This is a genomic window from Streptomyces sp. NPDC101194 (assembly GCF_044767885.1).
In the GTDB taxonomy this organism is placed as follows: Bacteria; Actinomycetota; Actinomycetes; order Streptomycetales; family Streptomycetaceae; genus Streptomyces.
This window is the reverse complement of sequence record NZ_JBIWOS010000011.1, coordinates 123,010-139,578: the sequence shown is the minus strand read 5'-3', so window position 1 is coordinate 139,578 and position 16,569 is coordinate 123,010. Positions and strand designations below refer to the sequence as shown.

At 70.2% G+C, this 16,569-nt stretch carries 16 protein-coding genes; 11 read left to right on the top strand and 5 right to left on the bottom strand.

Features of this window, described 5'->3' with window-relative positions; genetic code table 11:
- Positions 1 to 65: 65 nt before the first annotated feature.
- Entirely contained in the window at positions 66 to 2,675 is a 2,610-nt protein-coding gene (locus tag ACIRP2_RS32215) for a PA14 domain-containing protein (protein WP_404256511.1), read from the top strand.
- Positions 2,676 to 2,902: 227 nt separating this feature from the next.
- Here ACIRP2_RS32215 and ACIRP2_RS32210 read toward each other — a convergent pair whose 3' ends face one another.
- The 3 genes from ACIRP2_RS32210 to ACIRP2_RS32200 all read right to left on the bottom strand — a co-directional run bounded on the left by ACIRP2_RS32210 (position 2,903) and on the right by ACIRP2_RS32200 (position 6,348).
- On the bottom strand, positions 2,903 to 3,358 hold the full coding sequence (locus ACIRP2_RS32210; RefSeq protein WP_404256509.1) for an ATP-binding protein: 456 nt from the start codon (positions 3,356 to 3,358) through the stop codon (positions 2,903 to 2,905).
- A 99-nt stretch (positions 3,359 to 3,457) separates the two neighbouring features.
- The gene (locus ACIRP2_RS32205) at positions 3,458 to 5,083 is read right to left on the bottom strand and encodes an ATP-binding protein (protein WP_404256507.1); all 1,626 of its coding nucleotides are present in this window, start codon (positions 5,081 to 5,083) and stop codon (positions 3,458 to 3,460) included.
- On the bottom strand, positions 5,080 to 6,348 hold the full coding sequence (locus ACIRP2_RS32200) for a PP2C family protein-serine/threonine phosphatase (protein ID WP_404256505.1): 1,269 nt from the start codon (positions 6,346 to 6,348) through the stop codon (positions 5,080 to 5,082). The genes ACIRP2_RS32205 and ACIRP2_RS32200 overlap by 4 nt, the downstream gene beginning before the upstream one ends.
- Positions 6,349 to 6,621: 273 nt before the next feature.
- On the opposite strand from ACIRP2_RS32200, the gene ACIRP2_RS32195 reads away from it, so the two are divergent.
- Positions 6,622 to 8,106, top strand: coding sequence for an SDR family NAD(P)-dependent oxidoreductase (locus ACIRP2_RS32195; protein WP_404256503.1), 1,485 nt, complete (start codon positions 6,622 to 6,624; stop codon positions 8,104 to 8,106).
- Between the two features lie 344 nt (positions 8,107 to 8,450).
- Entirely contained in the window at positions 8,451 to 8,627 is a 177-nt protein-coding gene (locus ACIRP2_RS32190; RefSeq protein WP_351081417.1) for a hypothetical protein, read from the top strand.
- 90 nt (positions 8,628 to 8,717) lie between these two features.
- Here ACIRP2_RS32190 and ACIRP2_RS32185 read toward each other — a convergent pair whose 3' ends face one another.
- Positions 8,718 to 9,092 carry a fluoride efflux transporter FluC gene (locus ACIRP2_RS32185; protein WP_404256501.1) on the bottom strand — a complete coding sequence of 125 codons (375 nt, stop codon included), beginning with the start codon at positions 9,090 to 9,092 and terminating at the stop codon, positions 8,718 to 8,720.
- Positions 9,092 to 9,559 carry a fluoride efflux transporter FluC gene (locus ACIRP2_RS32180; protein WP_404256499.1) on the bottom strand — a complete coding sequence of 156 codons (468 nt, stop codon included), beginning with the start codon at positions 9,557 to 9,559 and terminating at the stop codon, positions 9,092 to 9,094. The genes ACIRP2_RS32185 and ACIRP2_RS32180 overlap by 1 nt, the downstream gene beginning before the upstream one ends.
- Positions 9,560 to 9,758: 199 nt before the next feature.
- Here ACIRP2_RS32180 and ACIRP2_RS32175 point away from each other — a divergent pair, with 199 nt between their 5' ends.
- From ACIRP2_RS32175 to ACIRP2_RS32140, 8 genes are all read left to right on the top strand, one after another.
- On the top strand, positions 9,759 to 10,721 hold the full coding sequence (locus tag ACIRP2_RS32175) for an urea transporter (RefSeq protein WP_404256792.1): 963 nt from the start codon (positions 9,759 to 9,761) through the stop codon (positions 10,719 to 10,721).
- A 61-nt stretch (positions 10,722 to 10,782) separates the two neighbouring features.
- Complete coding sequence (locus ACIRP2_RS32170) at positions 10,783 to 11,088, top strand: urease subunit gamma (RefSeq protein ID WP_404256497.1); 306 nt, start codon at positions 10,783 to 10,785, stop codon at positions 11,086 to 11,088.
- A 5-nt stretch (positions 11,089 to 11,093) separates the two neighbouring features.
- Entirely contained in the window at positions 11,094 to 11,945 is an 852-nt protein-coding gene (locus ACIRP2_RS32165) for a cobalamin biosynthesis protein CbiX (protein WP_404256495.1), read from the top strand.
- Entirely contained in the window at positions 11,942 to 12,433 is a 492-nt protein-coding gene (locus tag ACIRP2_RS32160; RefSeq protein ID WP_404256493.1) for an urease subunit beta, read from the top strand. The genes ACIRP2_RS32165 and ACIRP2_RS32160 overlap by 4 nt, the downstream gene beginning before the upstream one ends.
- Complete coding sequence (gene ureC, locus ACIRP2_RS32155) at positions 12,433 to 14,157, top strand: urease subunit alpha (RefSeq protein WP_404256491.1); 1,725 nt, start codon at positions 12,433 to 12,435, stop codon at positions 14,155 to 14,157. The genes ACIRP2_RS32160 and ureC overlap by 1 nt, the downstream gene beginning before the upstream one ends.
- Positions 14,158 to 14,164: 7 nt before the next feature.
- Positions 14,165 to 14,935, top strand: a complete 771-nt coding sequence (locus ACIRP2_RS32150; RefSeq protein ID WP_404256489.1) for an urease accessory protein UreF — start codon at positions 14,165 to 14,167, stop codon at positions 14,933 to 14,935.
- Between the two features lie 29 nt (positions 14,936 to 14,964).
- Positions 14,965 to 15,585 (top strand): urease accessory protein UreG, encoded by a 621-nt coding sequence (ureG, locus tag ACIRP2_RS32145; RefSeq protein ID WP_404256487.1) that lies wholly within the window; start codon positions 14,965 to 14,967, stop codon positions 15,583 to 15,585.
- A gap of 1 nt (position 15,586) precedes the next feature.
- Positions 15,587 to 16,552 (top strand): urease accessory protein UreD, encoded by a 966-nt coding sequence (locus tag ACIRP2_RS32140; RefSeq protein WP_404256485.1) that lies wholly within the window; start codon positions 15,587 to 15,589, stop codon positions 16,550 to 16,552.
- The last annotated feature ends 17 nt before the right edge of the window (positions 16,553 to 16,569 follow it).

Genomic DNA, 16,569 nt, shown 5'->3' with positions numbered 1-16,569 from the left:
CGTTCCTTCCAACGTTGTACATCCTGCTGCAACGAGCCGCCACCCTTCCTCGACAAGGAGGATCCGTGCGCATCAGAAAGAAACTGGTTCTACTTCTCGCCGCCGTTCTCGGCGCGGCCGGCCTGTCCGCGGTGCCCGCCGCTTCGGCTGCTCCGGACCCCGGGAGCACCGGTGAGGTGCATGGGCTGAAGGGCGAGTACTACACGCACACCGCCCCCGGCGCCTTCGACTTCGGGCAGCTCAAGGCCACCGGATTCGACCCCGACATCGACTTCCCCACGCTCGAACCACGGTTGGTCGCGGCGACCGGGCAGAGCGACGACGTCAGCATCCGCTGGACCGGAAAGATCGTTCCGGAGAAGACCGGTGCGCATGTCTTCTCGATGATCGGGGACAACGGCTTCCGGCTCTGGATCGACGGGAAGCCGGTCATCGACCACTGGGTCGACGACTGGGAGGTCGAACAGACCTCGCAGCCGGTCGAGTTGACCGCGGGCAAGGCCTACGACCTCAGGGTCGAGTTCTTCGAGCACCAGGGAGGGTCCAACCTTCATCTGAAGTGGACCGAACCCGGTGGCGGCAAGGTACCGGTGCCGCAGTCCGCCTTCCGGCTGCCCGACGACTTCGCGTACGACGGAGCCATCGCCGCCACGGTGCTCGCCGACGGCCGCAGCCTCAAGCTGGACTTCGCGCAGAAGCTCGCGCCCCTGCCCGCCGGCCTGGCCGGCCATCTCGATGCCGTGATCGGCGGTGCCACGTGGCCGCTCGGCGCCGCCAAGGCGGACCCGGCCGACCCGCGCAGCCTCACCGTCGCGCTCAAGGAGCCGGTCGTCGGCAACAAGAACGGTGACGCCAAGGGGCTCGCCGATGTCCGGTACGACGGTGCGGGGGCTCTGGCGGGGGAGGACGGCAAGCCCGTCGGCGCCTTCTGGTCCAGCGGGCCCAACCGTTCCCGGCACGAACTGCGTACGAGGTGGGCCGATGAGGTGGGCGCGCACAACGCGCTGCCCGAGTACCCGCGACCTCAACTCACCCGCGAGAACTGGCAGAATCTCAACGGCTCCTGGGAGTTCGCCCCGGCGAGGGCGGGAGAGCGGCCACCGGTCGGCAGAGAACTCGCCGAGAAGATCCTCGTCCCCTATCCGGTCGAGTCGCAGCTGTCAGGGGTCGAGCGGCACGAGGACCGGATGTGGTACCGCCGCACCTTCACCGTTCCCAAGGACTGGAAGATCGGATCCGGCAAGCGTCTCCAGCTGAACTTCGGAGCCGTCGACTGGCAGTCCGAGGTGTACGTCAACGGCAGGAAGGTCACCGAACACCAGGGCGGCTACGACAAGTTCAGTGCGGACGTCACCGATGCGCTGAAGCCCGGACGCAACCAGGAGCTGATCGTCGGTGTCCACGACCCGACCGATTCCGCGAACGGTGAGAACCCGCCGATGGGCAAGCAGCGCCTCGATCCGAGCGGCATCTGGTACACGCCGTCGTCCGGGATCTGGCAGACCGTGTGGATGGAGCCCGTCGCGGCCGATCACGTGGACTCGTTGAGGCTCACCCCTGACGTCCGGGGCGAGAAGGTGGCCGTCGAGGTACGCGGCGTACGGGACGGGGTGCCGGTCACGGCCACGGCCTACGACGGGAACCGCAAGGTCGGGAGCGTCGGCGGGCGTACCGGGACGACGCTCGACCTCGGTGTGCCCGACCCGCACCTCTGGTCCGCGAACGACCCGCATCTGTACCGGCTGGAGGTCACCGTCGGTTCGGACCGGGTCGGCAGCTACTTCGGGATGCGGTCCATTGCCGTCGAGAAGGTGAACGGCACCCCGCGCACCGTGCTCAACGGCAAGCCGGTCTTTCTGATGGCCACCCTCGACCAGGGCTTCTGGCCCGACGGACTGCACACCGCTCCCACCGACGAGGCGCTGGCGTACGACCTGAGGATGCACAAGGCGATGGGGTTCAACTCCGTCCGCAAGCACATCAAGGTCGAGCCCGACCGCTGGTTCTACTGGGCGGACAGGCTGGGCCTGCTGGTCTGGCAGGACATGCCCGCGATGAACACCGTCAACCCGTCCGCCGCCGCGCGAGCCGAGTACGAGCGCGAGATGAAGGAGATGATCGACGAACACTCCAGCCACCCGTCCGTCGTCATGTGGGTCACCTTCAACGAGGGCTGGGGCCAGTACGACCAGGCCCGCGTCGCCGAGCAGGCCAAGTCCTGGGACCCGACCCGGCTCGTCAACAACATGAGCGGCCTCAACTGCTGCGGCGCGGTGGACGGCGGCAACGGTGACATCGCCGACGCGCACGGGTACCCGAGTCCCGCGCTTCCGCGGCCCGACGGGAGACGCGCCCTGGTCAGCGGGGAGTACGGCGGGCTCGGCCTGGCGGTGCCGGGGCACGCCTGGGCCGTACAGCAGTCGTACATCGCGGTCGACCCGGCCACCTACACCGACGACTACCTGGCCCGGCTCGGGGAGGTGCGAAGGCTCGCCTGCAACGGCAGCAACGGCGCCGTCTACACCCAGATCTCGGATGTCGAGGGAGAGCTGAACGGACTCCTCACGTACGACCGCCGGATCGTCAAGCCCGATGTCGAACGCATCAGGGCGGCACAGGAGGCGCTCGTCCGCGACGCGTCGAATCCGGTCGTGGCGGGGTGTCCCACCGCCTGATCCATGACAGCGTTCCGGCCCGTCGGGGGCGGGCCGGAACGTATCCGTCCGCACCTCTGGCCCGGATCGACGGGAATCCGGGAACGAGCGCGCCCGGCAACGGCCTTCCGGTGAGCGTCCGCGTACCGGCGGGCGGCGAGCCGTCGGCTCGGGACACGGCGTCCGACACCCTGGGCGGCGGATCGACCGTGGTCGTGGGGCGGCCGGCGTCCCGCCCGTCCCACAGCTCAGCTGCTCAGCTCGAACTCGGCCCGGATGCGTTTGCCCACCGGTACGCGCTCGGCGGTCAGCCGGTCGCACAGGGCCACGACGATCTCCATGCCGTGGCCGCCGGGACGTGTGGGATCCGGCGAGTAGAACAGGGGCAGGGCCGTACTGCTGTCGTACACCGTCACGCTGACGCGTTCCGCGGTGCCCTCCAGCTCCAGCAGATACGGGCCCTGACTGTAGCGGTCGGCATTGGTGACCAGCTCGCTCACGGCCAGCATCAGATCGCCGCGGGTGTGTTCGCCGAACACCGCGAGCCATTCGGCGGCCAGCCGGACCAGAAAGCGGTCGGCCAGCTCCCGGGCCTGCGCGATGCAGCCGGGCTCGCCGTCGAACACCTCGGCGCTGTGCAGAACCTCCGTGGGCCGGTCCGGGGAGGGGCGACCGGCCGGTCGGGAGGTGACCTGTTCGTTCATGTGCTCCAGCCAGGGCGACGCAGGGGTGTTCGATGACAGCTTCTCGCCGTTCGCCTACCCGCGACGAACGGTCCCACTCCGGGGAGACCCCGGCAGATCTCAGCCATGGCCGGGTCTCGTGGCGGAAGGGTCCACGACGAGCGGTCGCGCCGTCGGGTACGCCGCCGCGGCAGGGGTGACGGGAAGGGTGAAGTGGACGCAGGTGCCTTCGGCGGTCTGCGGATCCAGCCGGATCCCGCCGCCGTGGAATTCCACGATCTTCCGGCACAGGGCCAGCCCGATGCCCGTCCCCTCGTACTCGTCCCTGCTGTGCAGCCGCTGGAAGACGACGAAGACGTCCTGCGCGGACTCCGGTGCGATCCCGATGCCGTTGTCCGTCACCCGGAAGTGCCAGTCGTCGCCCTCCCGCGTGCAGCCGACCGTGATCCGGCACGGCACCTCGGGGCGGCGGAACTTCACCGCGTTGCCGATCAGGTTCTGCCAGACCATGGCGAGTGCCGTCGCGTCCCCGGTCACTTCGGGCAGCGGGCCCTCCCGTACGACCGTCGCACCGGACTCCTCGACGACCAGCGCGAGATTGGCCAGCGCGCGGTCGAGGGTCCGGTCGAGGCCGACCGGCTTCCACTTCTCGTGCACCCGGCCGGTACGGGAGAAGGTGAGCAGATCGTCGATCAGCACCTGCATCCGCCCGGCGCCGTCGACCGCGTAGTCGATGTACTGCCGCGCCCGGTCGTCGAGCTCCGCGCCGTACCGTTTCTCCAGAAGCCGGCAGAACGAGGCGACCTTGCGCAGCGGCTCCTGCAGATCGTGCGAGGCCACATAGGCGAACTGCTCCAGCTCTCCATTGGACCGGCGCAGCTCCCGAGTCTGGTCCGCCAGCAGCGTCTCGCGCTCCCGGGACTCGGCCAGCTCCTCGACGATACGACGGCGCATGTCCTCCACGGCCGCCGCCACCGCCCGCACATCGGACGGGCCGTCCACCTCGATCCGATGGTGGAACGCCCCCGAGCTGACCGTCTCGGAGGCAGCGGTCAGCCGGCTCAGCGGCCGGCCCACCATCCGGTTCAGCAGCAGACTCAGTGAGGTGACCGCGATCAGAAAGCCCACGACCAACGAGATCAGTACCTGGTCGCGGGTGGTGCGGGCCGTGCTCAGATCGGCGCGGGCCCGGTCGCGCGCCGCGTCGAGGTGTGCCTGCTGGGTGGCGTACAGCCGCCGCAGGGTGTCGAATTCGCGGTTGCTCCGCCGGATCGGGGCGGAGGACTCGGACGCGGGGCCGTCCCGCCGTACCGCGGCGACCAGTGGCTCGGCGTGCAGGCTGCGCCACTCCCGCGCGGCCGCGGCGATCCGGTCGAGATCGCCGGCGAAGGGCTGCTCGTTCCCGACGAGCGCGCGCACTTTGGCCAGCCGCAGCTTTTCGTCCCGCATCCCCGCCTCGTACGGCCGAAGGAACGTCGGATCACCGGTGAGCGCGTATCCGCGGACCCCGGTCTCCTGGTCCAGCAGGGCGTTCTGCAGTTGAAAGGACGACGAGCGCGCCGGCTGGATCCGGTCCACCAGTTCGGTGGTGCGGTCGGATATCCGGGCGAGCACCAGGCCACCGACGGTCAGTTCGGCACAGACGACCAGCACGAAGACGGCGAGAATCAGATGGACCCGGTTCTGGACCGACAGGCGGGAGGCCGGACGGCGGCGGGGGGCCGGCGGTGCGTCCCTGCCGCTCACCGCGGCTCCTCCCGCCCCCAGCCCAGGTGGAGCACGGCCACGTCGTCGGCGAGGCCGCCGTACGGGGACGCGGCCACGGCGGCCTCGTCGACCAGGGTGTCCACGAAGGCACGGGCCGCCAGTGACCCGTGTCGGCGGGCCATGGCGAGCAGCCCGTCCTCGCCGAGCCGGGTTCTCGGCCCCGTGCGTCCTTCGAAGAGGCCGTCCGTGAAGAGGACGATCCGGCCGTCACCCGGCAGCGACAGCTCCGAGACGCTCCAGTGCCCCGTACCCGGCAGCAGTCCCAGCGCCATGCCCGGCTCGGGTTCGATCCAGCTCACCCTGGCACCGCCGCGCAGCAGCAGCCCGGGATGACCGGCCCGCACCACCCGCACCCCGCGTCGGTCCGGTGCGAAGACCAGTGAGGTGACGGTGGCGAAGACATGCGGGTCGGAGCGTTCGGCGACGAGGATCTCCTCCAGCAGCCGGACCTGCTCGGTCTGACCGGTGGCGCACAGCACCGCCGTGCGCCACGCCACCCGCAGACAGACGCCGAGCGCCGCCTCGGCCGCCCCGTGCCCCGACACATCGCCGATCACCGCGTGCACCGTGCCGTCGGACGTCTGCACCACGTCGTAGAAGTCACCGCTGAGCAGGGCCTGGGCCCGGCCCGGTGCGTACCGCGCCACCGCTTCGAAGGAGTCGTCGTGCAACAGGGGAACGGGCAGCAGACCGCGTTCCAGACGGGCGTTCTCCTGCGCCATGAGCCGGTTGGCACGCAACGCGGCGGCGGCCCGCTCGACCTGCTTGCGCTGGAGGGCGTAGCGGACCGAGCGCCCCAGCGCCTCCGGATCGAGCCGGCCCTTGACGAGATAGTCCTGGGCGCCGGTCGCCACGGCCGACAGGCCGGTGTCGGCCTCGGACCTGCCGGTCAGCACGACGATGGCCGCGTCGGGCGCCGACTCCACGATCCGGGTGACGGCGTCCAGGCCGTCCCCGTCGGACAGGTGGAGATCGAGCAGGACACAGCACGGGGTCCGGCAGCCGGCCAGGAACCGGCGCGCCTCCGTCAGCGTCCTGCGCCAGGTCAACGCCGAGTCGAGCTCACTGTCCGCGAGCATCTCCTCGACGAGGAGCGCGTCACCCGCGTCGTCCTCGACCAGCAGGATCACGGCATCGACGTCCCAGACGGAACCGCTGTCGGCCGGGGACTGCCCGTTCTGCACGGGGACGGCGGCCGGGCGCACGGGCTGCGCCGGAGATCCGCCCACGGGGAGCTCGGCCACTGTCCACCCCCTGTGTACGGACGGCACGGCCCGGCTCCGGCCGTGTCGCAGGGAAGCATATGTGACCGATCCGTGGAGGAACCCATGGGCGGAGCGGCTCGGAGCGCTCGCGGTCGCGCCATGACGTGCCCGGCGAACCACGGGGCACCTCACGGGACACGTCACCCGAACGGAGCAGCACCGGGTGCATGGCAGACTTGACCGGGGTGTTCGGCCCGACAGGACCCGGTACGGCGGTCGGCGCCACGAGGGACGAGTGACAGAGGAACGGCAATGACGGTGACAGAGGACAGCCCGGAGATCGCTCCCGGCACTGAGGAGTTCGGTCCCGGTATCGACCCGGAGCGGCTGGCCGTCTGCCTGAGCGTGCTCGACGAACTCGACACCATCGAGGTCGACCACCCCGACGCCATCGCCGTGCGCCGTGCCACGGCCGGGATCTACCGGACCGTGAAGCAGCGCCGCCGTCAGGAGCGCCGCGCCGCCAAGACCGCGCACGACAAGGCCGTCACGGAGGCCACCGCGACCGGCTCGGCCGACCGTATCGACGACGAGACGCAGGGGATCCTGCCGTCGTCCTCGGCCCGTGCCGAGATCGCGGGCGTCCTCCAGCGCCCGCGGTCCTGCTACATCTGCAAGACCCGGTACGTCGAGGTGGACGCGTTCTACCACCAGCTCTGTCAGCAGTGTGCCCAGGAGAACCGGGCGCGCCGCGACGCGCGGACCGACCTCACCGGCCGCCGCGCGCTTCTCACCGGCGGTCGCGCGAAGATCGGCATGTACATCGCGTTGCGGCTGCTGCGCGACGGTGCGCACACCACCATCACCACGCGTTTCCCCAACGACGCGATCCGCCGCTTCAAGGCGATGCCGGACAGCGACGAGTGGATCCACCGGCTGAAGATCGTCGGCATCGATCTGCGCGACCCGGCCCAGGTCGTCGCGCTCGCGGACTCGGTCGCCGCCGAGGGCCCGCTGGACATCCTGATCAACAACGCCGCGCAGACGGTACGCCGCTCCGCCAACGCGTACAGCGAACTGGTCCACGCGGAGTCCGCTCCTCTGCCGGCGGGTGAACTGCCCGCCGCCGAGGTCATCGGCACCTTCGGCAGCGGCACCGTCGACCGGGTCGCGGCGCTTCCGGCCGCCCGCAAGGAAGGCCTCAGCGCGCAGGACGTGACCGAGCTCGCCCTGGTCACCGGGTCCGCCTCCCTGGAGCGGATCGCCGCCGGAACGGCGATCGACGCGGGCGGTCTCGTGCCCGACCTGGACGACACCAACAGCTGGATCCAGACGGTCGACGAGGTCGAGCCGATCGAGCTGCTGGAAGTCCAGCTCTGCAATTCCACCGCGCCGTTCATCCTGATCAGCCGGCTCCGCCCGGCGATGGCGGCGACCGCGGCCAAGCGTGCCTACGTGGTCAACGTCTCGGCGATGGAAGGCGTGTTCGGCCGCGGCTACAAGGGCGCCGGCCATCCGCACACCAACATGGCCAAGGCCGCGCTGAACATGCTCACCCGCACGAGCGCCCAGGAGATGTTCCAGAAGGACGGCATCCTGATGACCGCGGTCGACACCGGCTGGATCACCGACGAGCGCCCGCACCCCGACAAGATCCGCCTCGCCGAGGAGGGCTTCCACGCCCCGCTCGACCTGGTCGACGGCGCCGCCCGGGTCTACGACCCGATCGTGCGCGGCGAGGAGGGCGAGGACCTGTACGGCTGCTTCCTCAAGGACTACGCGCCCGCCAACTGGTAGGAACGGGCGACGCGGCGTGTGCGCGGCGCCGTGGACCCGGCCGGGAACCGCTCCTGGCCGGGTCCTTTCCGTATGCCGTGGCCGAAAGTGACCTAGAGCACGCATTCCATCGAGCGGGAACGCGCTCATTTGGTTACTCTGATGTGAACGGACGTCATCGGGGAGTCCACGAACCCTCCCCGACCGTCCTGGGACAGGCTTTCAACCGAGTCGCCGTCCCGCCCCGTACCCGGCGCCACCGCGACCGTACTGTTCCTTCCCCCGCCCCTCGCGGGTGATCGACTCCTGGCACAGAGGCCGGGCGTCGGCGATGCCGGGGGCCACGCGACACAGAGGAGTGCGCGGTGACGACACCAGAACTGACGAAGCACGAGAAGCCTTCGGCCGAACGATACGGAGAACGGGCCCGCAGGCCCGAGAAGCTCCGCAACATCGAGGTCTGGGCCAGGTCCGCGCCGATCCGGCTGGCCGGCTACGAGGACGACCTCGCCGAGCCGCACATCCTGCCCGGCATCGACTGACCGCTTCGCGTCCGACCGCTTCACCGCCGAGCTCCGGCCCGCACCCGCAAGGGGCGGGCCGGAGCTCGGTCGTTCCGGCCCGTTCGCCGGTCAGAGGATCGTGTCCGCCACCGCGGCCCCGGCGAACGAGAGCCCCACACCCGCGCCGACGCCGAGCAACAGATAGCCGCCCGCGATGCCCAGACGGCGAGCCGAGGTGAGGGTCAGCAGCTCGTACGAGAAGGTCGACCAGGTCGACAGGGCGCCGCAGAATCCGGTGGCGAGCAGGAGCTGGAGCCGGGGTCCGAGTTCCCCGTCGGTCACCGCCTCGGAGATGAAACCGAGGAACAGGGCCGCACCGGCATTGGCCGCGAACGTACCCCACGGAAAGGCGCTGTGGAGGCGGAACTTGGCATCGACCCCGAGCAGGTAGCGAAGGGGCGCGCCGACCAGCCCGCCGGCGAGTACGAGCAGCCAGTCGAGCATCAGGCGCCGCCCTGTGTGCGGTGGGCGCGCCCGAACGCGCGGTGGGTGATGAACGCACCCACCGTCACGGCGGTCAGCGCGGCCACGACCGTCAGGAGCAGGCAGCCGACCGCGTAGCCGGGCCGGTCGACCTCGAACAGTTGCCGGACGTCGTCCGTGTAGTGCGAGAACGAGGTGAACCCGCCGAGCACGCCGGTGCCCAGGAGCGGGCTGATCAGCCGGGGCGCGCCGGGAAAGCGCAGTTTCACGGTGACCATCAGGACACCCATGAGGAAGCAGCCCACCACGTTGACCAGCAGGATCGTCCAGGGGAACGCCGTCGGGCCGGTCGGCCAGAGAAGCTCGGCGCCCCGGCGGGCCGCCGCCCCCGCTGCGCCGCCGACCGCGACGACCGCGACGACGGTGAACTGCACGCCGGGATGGTGATCGGGGTGGGTGAAACGGTGAAGCGCCATCTTCGGGGACATCCGGCGAACGTAATGAGCGCCGGCGGACACGGGATGCCCAGCGCGCTGAACGACGCCGCTGCGCACTCGAATGGATCACCTGAAGACCTCACAACGGGAAAAGCGACCTGCCGTGTGTGTGGATGGCGATGAGTGGTTCTTCGACCTCTCCGCCCAGTCATGGGGAGCGGCCCTCTCCGTCCAACCGCTGGAGCCCGCCTTGTCCATCGCCGAGCCGGATGCCGTCCGCAGGCTCGAAAGCCGCCGGCCGACCGCCTACCTCCTGGCCTCGGTGCGTGGAGTCGGACAGGTCGACCTCCAACCCGGGATCTGGACGGGCGCGTTCATCCTCGCCGGGCTGTGGGCCGCGGGCTGGCAGACCGGCCTGTTCGCCACGCTCGGCACGATGCTCTCCACGGCGACCGCCTACGCGCTGGGTGTCGACCGGTCGGGCATCGCGCTCGGCCTCCAGGGCTACAGCGGCTGCCTCACCGGCATCGCACTGGTCACCTCGCTCGGACACCACCCCGCCACCTACGTGCTCACCGTCGTCGGCGCGATCATGTGCACCCTGCTGACGGCGACGCTGACCACCCTGCTCACGCCCTACGGACTGACCGCGCTCACCGCACCGTTCTGTCTGGTCTCCGGCGTCATGGTGCTCGGCGCGCCGTCCTTCGACCGGATCTGGCACGGCGCCCCGAAGGCCGTCGCCAGCGCCACCAGCGGGGACACCGGAATCTCGTGGAACGACCTGTGGCACGCCTTCTTCACCAATGTGTCGCAGATCTTCCTGGTGGGTGAGTGGTACGTCGGGCTCATCATGCTCGTCGGTCTGGCCTGCGCCGGAGTGCGCGTGGTGCTGTACGCGGCGGCCGGCAGCGTCGTGGGAATTCTCGCGGCCTGGGCACTCGGCGCCCCCACCGCACTGATCGCCGAAGGCATCTACGGATACAACGCCGTTCTCGTCGCCATCGCGATCGGCGCGGTCTTTCTCACCGCCACGGTGTGGAACGGGGCCTACGCGCTCTTCGGGGCCGCGGCCACCACCGGCCTCACGGCCTCACTGACGTCATTCTTCAAGCCGTTCGGCGGCCACACCTTCACCTGGCCCTTCATCCTCACGACCTGGGCGTTCATGGCGGCCGTCCCGCTGCTGACGCGCCTTCGCCGCAGCGACTGACCCCGCCCGCCCACGAACGTCCCCCACCCCTGCCCGCACAGCCCCGAGGAAGGTACTGACGATGAACCTCGCACCTCGCGAGATCGACAAACTGCTGGTGTACGTCGTGGCCGACCTGGCCCGCAAGCGCCAGGGCCGCGGTCTCAAGCTCAACTACAGCGAGTCCGTCGCGCTGATCACCGAAGCGATCCTGGAAGCCGCCCGGGACGGCAGGAGTGTCGCCGACTGCATGGAGCTCGGCCGCCAGGTCGTCAGCGAGGACGACACCATGCCGGGCGTACGGGACATGCTCGGGCTGCTGCAGGTCGAGGCATCCTTCGTGGACGGCACCAAGCTGGTGTCCTGCCACGACCCCGTCGGCGGCTGAGCCCGATGTCCGACCGCTGCCGGGTGATCGCCGTGTGCGGGCACGAAGCCGCGTACGGGAAGGCTCTGCACGGCCTGGTGGATCCGGCGGTGACCGTCGTGCCGGGCGGACGCGAGCTGTTCCGGAGCGTTGCCGGACACAGGCGTGGCGGCGAGGAGGTGTGCGTCGTCCCCATGACGCTCGGCCGCGACCCGGAACTCGTCGCGGACACCGCTCGTACCCTGCGCGCCCTGCCTGCCGCCGAACGCTCCGGGACCGTGCTCGCCGAGCCGTTCGGCACCTCCGGGCACCTGGTCGCCTGGCTGCGGGCGGCGGCGGTCCGCGCGCCCGATGCCGCGGCGCTGCTCGTCACCGCCCCGTCCGGCGATCCGTTCGAGGACGCCGAGCTGTACCGGGTGGCGAGCCTGGTCCGCCGATTCGGCAGCCACGCCCTGGTCGAGGTCGCCTTCGGTGGTGGCGATCCCGATCCGGTCGAGGGGGTGCGGCGCTGCATGCTGCTCGGTGCGTCCCGCGTGGTGCTGCTCCCGGCCGCGTTCGTGCTGCCCGAGGTGCCGGACGTACCGGGAACCCCGGTCGAACGCGCCGGTCCGCTGGTGTCTCCCGCCGCGCTGGCCCGGGTCCTCGCCGAGCGCGTGGCCGATGCCCGGCGGAAGTGGACCGAGCGCGGTGACGACGGCATGGCGACCGGGCTGGCCGCAGCCGACGAGCACGGCCACTCGCACACCCATCCGCCGGGCGGGGGCCACGACCACGTCCGTGGTCACGGACATGCACACACGCACACGCACCCACATCAGCACGCGCGTCAGCACCCGCAGGTTCAGGGCGCGGGCCCAGTCATCAGGAGCACCGTATGACGTTCCGTCAGAAATACCTCTACGGCAAGGATCCGATCGAGATCAACGCAGGTCGCCGCACCGTCGAGCTCACCGTCAGCAACACCGGCGACCGCGCCGTCCAGGTCGGGTCGCACTACCACTTCTTCGAGGTGAACTCGGCACTGGAGTTCGACCGTCAGAAGGCGCTCGGCATGCACCTCAACATTCCCGCCGGAACCTCCGTGCGCATCGAGCCCGGCGGCTCCCGCAAGGTGGAGCTGTGCGCGTACGCCGGCACCGGGCGCCTCGTGGGCTTCAGCGGGTTGCTCAACGGCAGCCTCGCCTCCCACCCGGCCAGGGTCGAGGCGGTCCGCAAGGCGATCGAGCAGGGCTTCCAGGGAGCCCGGAACGACACCGGCTCCGGCACTCCGCCGAAGAACACCAGGAACACCAAGGACACCGGAGGCCCGAAGAACCCGAAGGACTCCAAGGACTCCAAGTCGAAGAAGAAGAAGGGTTCGCGCTGATGCCCATCCTGCCGCGCAAGCAGTACACCGACATGTTCGGCCCGACGGTCGGCGACCGCTTCCACCTCGCCGACACCAACCTCGTCGTCGAGGTCGAGAAGGACTTCAGCGAGGGCCAGTACGGGGACGAGGTCCTCTACGGCGGCGGCAAGACCATGCGCGACGGCATGGCCTCCGACCCGCAGGCCACCAGCGCCCAGGGTGCGCTCGACACCGTCATCACCAACGTCGTCGTCATCGACCCCGTCGTCGGCGTCGTCAAATGCGACATCGGCATCAAGGACGGGTTCATCGCGGGCATCGGCAAGTCCGGCAACCCGCAGACCCAGAACAACGTCCACCCCGACCTGGTCATCGGGCCCGGGACCGAGGCCATCGCCGGTGAGCACCTCATCGCCACCGCGGGCGCCATCGACACCCACGTCCACCTGATCTCCCCACAACAGGCCGAGCAGGCGCTCACCAACGGCATCACCACCCTCATCGGCGGCGGCACCGGCCCCTCCGACGGCACGAACGGCACCACCTGCACACCCGGCCCCTACAACATCGCCCGGTTCCTGCAGGCGGCCGAGACGCTCCCGGTCAACCTCGGCATCATGGGCAAGGGCAACGGCAGTCTGCCGGAGGCTCTCGGCGAGCAGATCGTCGCCGGAGCCTGCGCGTTGAAGGTCCACGAGGACTGGGGTGCCACCCCGGCCGTGATCGACAACGCCCTGGCCGTCGCGGACCGGTACGACGTCCAGGTGGCCATCCACACGGACAGCCTCAACGAGAGCGGATTCTTCGAGGACACGCGCTCCGCGATCGACGGCCGCACCATCCACACCTTCCACAGCGAGGGCGCGGGCGGCGGCCACGCCCCGGACATCCTGCGGGTCGCGGGCGAGCCGAACATCCTGCCGTCCTCGACCAACCCGACGCTGCCGTACACCAAGAACTCGGTGGACGAGCTCCTCGACATGGTCATGGTCTGCCACCACCTCAGCCACGACATCCCCGAGGACGTCTCCTTCGCCGACAGCAGGGTCCGCGCCGAGACGATCGCCGCCGAGTCGGTCCTCCACGACCTCGGTGTGATCAGCATGTTCTCCTCCGACTCGCAGGCCATGGGCCGGGTCGGCGAGTCCGTCACCCGGGCCTTCCAGACCGCCCACCACTGCAAGGACAAGCTCGGCACGCTGGAGGGCGACTCCGCCCGCAACGACAACCAGCGGGTGCTGCGGTATCTCGCGAAGATCACCATCAACCCGGCCATCGCCACCGGGATCTCCGACCACATCGGCTCGATCGAGAAGGGCAAGCTGGCCGACATCGTGCTCTGGCCCATCCACTCCTTCGGGGCCAAGCCGAAGATGGTGATCAAGGGCGGCATCATCTCCTGGGCGCAGATGGGCGATCCCAACGCCTCGTTGCCGACCCCGCAGCCGGTGATCTACCGGCCGATGTTCGGACAGTACGGCAAGGCCCTGCCGTCGACCCATGTCACCTTCATGTCCCGGGCCGGAATCGCCGCCGGGGTCCCCGCCGAACTGGGCCTGGAACGCAAGGTGCTGCCGGTCAGCCGCACCCGGACCATCGGAAAGCACAACATGATCCGCAACAACGCGCTGCCGGACATCAAGGTCGACCCGGAGACGTTCAAGGTCACCCTCAACGGCAAGGTCGCCACCATCGACCCGGCTCAGGAACTGCCCCTCAACCACCTGTTCTTCCTGGTCTAGGGCATCGATGTACCGCGACGAGAGCGATGCGCCGGGTGACCCGGCCCCGGCGGCGGCCCGGCTCGCCGCCATCGGGGCCCGGCCGCCCGGGTCCGGGCTCGGGCCGTTGCTGGTCAGCCTCCAGCTGACCGACTCGGCGTTCCCGAGCGGCTTCTACACGCTGTCGCACAGCCTTGAGGGCTTTGCCCAGGCCGGGGCGGTCGACCCCGGCAGCCTGCCGCCGCTGCTCGAAGACCTGCTGTTGCACGGTGTCGGCCCGGCCGACGCCACCGCGCTCGCACTCGCCCACCGGGCGACACGGGCGGGCGAACCGGAGACCGTGGCCGGAGTCGACGAGCATCTGTTCGCCACCAAGCTGGGCCGGGAGATGCGCCAGGCCGCCACCCGGACCGGCCGGCAGCTTCTCGACCTCGCCCAGGAGGTCTTCGACCGCCCGGAGATCGATGACTACGTCGGACGTGTGGAGCGCCGGGAGGCGCCCGGAACCCAGGCAGTCGCCGCGGGGGTCATCCACGCGGCGATGGGTGTGCCGGTCCGTCAGGCCGTCGCCTGCGACCTGTTCGCGTTCTGCGCGAGCTTCGCAGGTGCGGCCCTGAGACTGCGGCTGACCGACCACCGCAGGGCGCAGACCCTGCTGCGGGGCGCCGCGCCCGTCATCGAGGCGGCGGCCGACGCAGCGTTGCGGCGCGAACTCGCCGATGTCGGCGCCACCGTCTTCGCCTCGGACGTCATGTCGGGCCGTCATGAACGCGCCGAGGCCCGGCTCTTCGCCAGCTGATCCCACCACCCCCACGAACAGGGAGAACCATGGACGACAACGTACTGCGGGTCGGCATCGGCGGACCGGTCGGATCCGGCAAGACCGCGCTCATCGAGGCGCTGGTCCCGGTACTGATCGAGCGCGGTCATCACCCGAGCGTCGTCACCAACGACATCTACACGCAGGAGGACGCCCAGCACATCCGCCGCACTCTCGACAAAGTCCTCGAACCCGAGCGCGTCGTCGGCGTCGAGACGGGCGCCTGTCCGCACACCGCCGTACGGGACGATCCGACGATGAATCTGGCGGCGGGCGCCGAGATGCTGGAGCGCTTCCCGGACACCGACACGCTGCTCTACGAGTCCGGCGGCGACAACCTCACCCTGACCTTCAGCCCCGCGCTCGTCGATCTCTTCCTCTTCGTCCTGGACACCGCCGAGGGCGAGAAGATGCCCCGCAAGCGGGGGCCGGGCATCACCGATTCCGACCTGCTCGTGATCAACAAGATCGATATCGCGCAGTATGTGCGCACCGACATCGGCGTCATGGAATCCGACGCCCACCGGGTCCGTGGCGACCGTCCGGTGGTTCTCACCGACTGCCTCACCGGCGTGGGCGTCGGGGACATCGCGGACTTCCTCGAATCGCGCCGCAAGGCGCTGATCTGACATGCGGCCCACCCTGCCCCGCCCCGGCCCGGACCGTCTCGCCCCCGACTACTACACCGCGGTCCGTGTCCCGCCGGACGTGGCGGCCCTGGCGTCCGTGCCCGACACGCTCGCCCCCGGCTCCCCGGCCAAGGTGGGGATCCTCGACCTGGCCTTCGCCGTGCGGGGCGGGCGCACCGAGCTCGTCGAGCGCTACCAGAAGACCCCGTTGCAGATCATGCGGCCGCTCTGGATCGACCCCGCCATGCCGGGGATGAGCCACGTCTATCTGATGGCGACCGGCGGCGGTGTCGCCCAGGCCGACCGCTACCGGATGGACTTCCGCTGCGGCCCCGGCACCCAGGTGCATCTGACCACCCAGGCGGCCACCAAGGTCTTCCGGATGGAACACGACTACGCGAGCCAGCGCGTGCATCTGACGGCCGGGGCCGGCGCCTACGTCGAGTATCTGCCGGACCCGCTGATCCCCTTCAAGGACTCGCGGTTCTACCAGCGGACCGAGGTCACGGTGGCCGACGGTGCCACCGTGGTCGTCGGCGACATCCTCACCGCCGGGCGGCTCGCCCGCGGCGAGCGCCACGCCTACCGGATCCTCGCCACGGACCTGCACATCGCCCGGCCCGACGGCACCCTCCTCGCCATCGACACCCTGCGCCTGACCCCGGGCGCGGGCGGACCCGGAAACGGCGTCGTCGGGCCGGGCGTCTTCGCCGGACACGACCACGTCGCATCGCTCTTCGTGGTCACCGATCGCGTCCCGGCCACCGAGATCGCCGACACTCTGCACGAGGCGCTGGCCGGGCTCGATGTGCTGTACGGGGTCAGCGTGCTGCCCCGCGACTGCGGCGCCTGGGTCCGGCTCCTGGACGACCGTCCGGTCGAGGTCGCCGCCGCACATGCCGCCGCGTGGCGGTCCGTGCACCGGCTCCTCACCGGACATCCGGCACCCGACCCGCGTAAACCGTAGCCCCACCGACCGGCCCC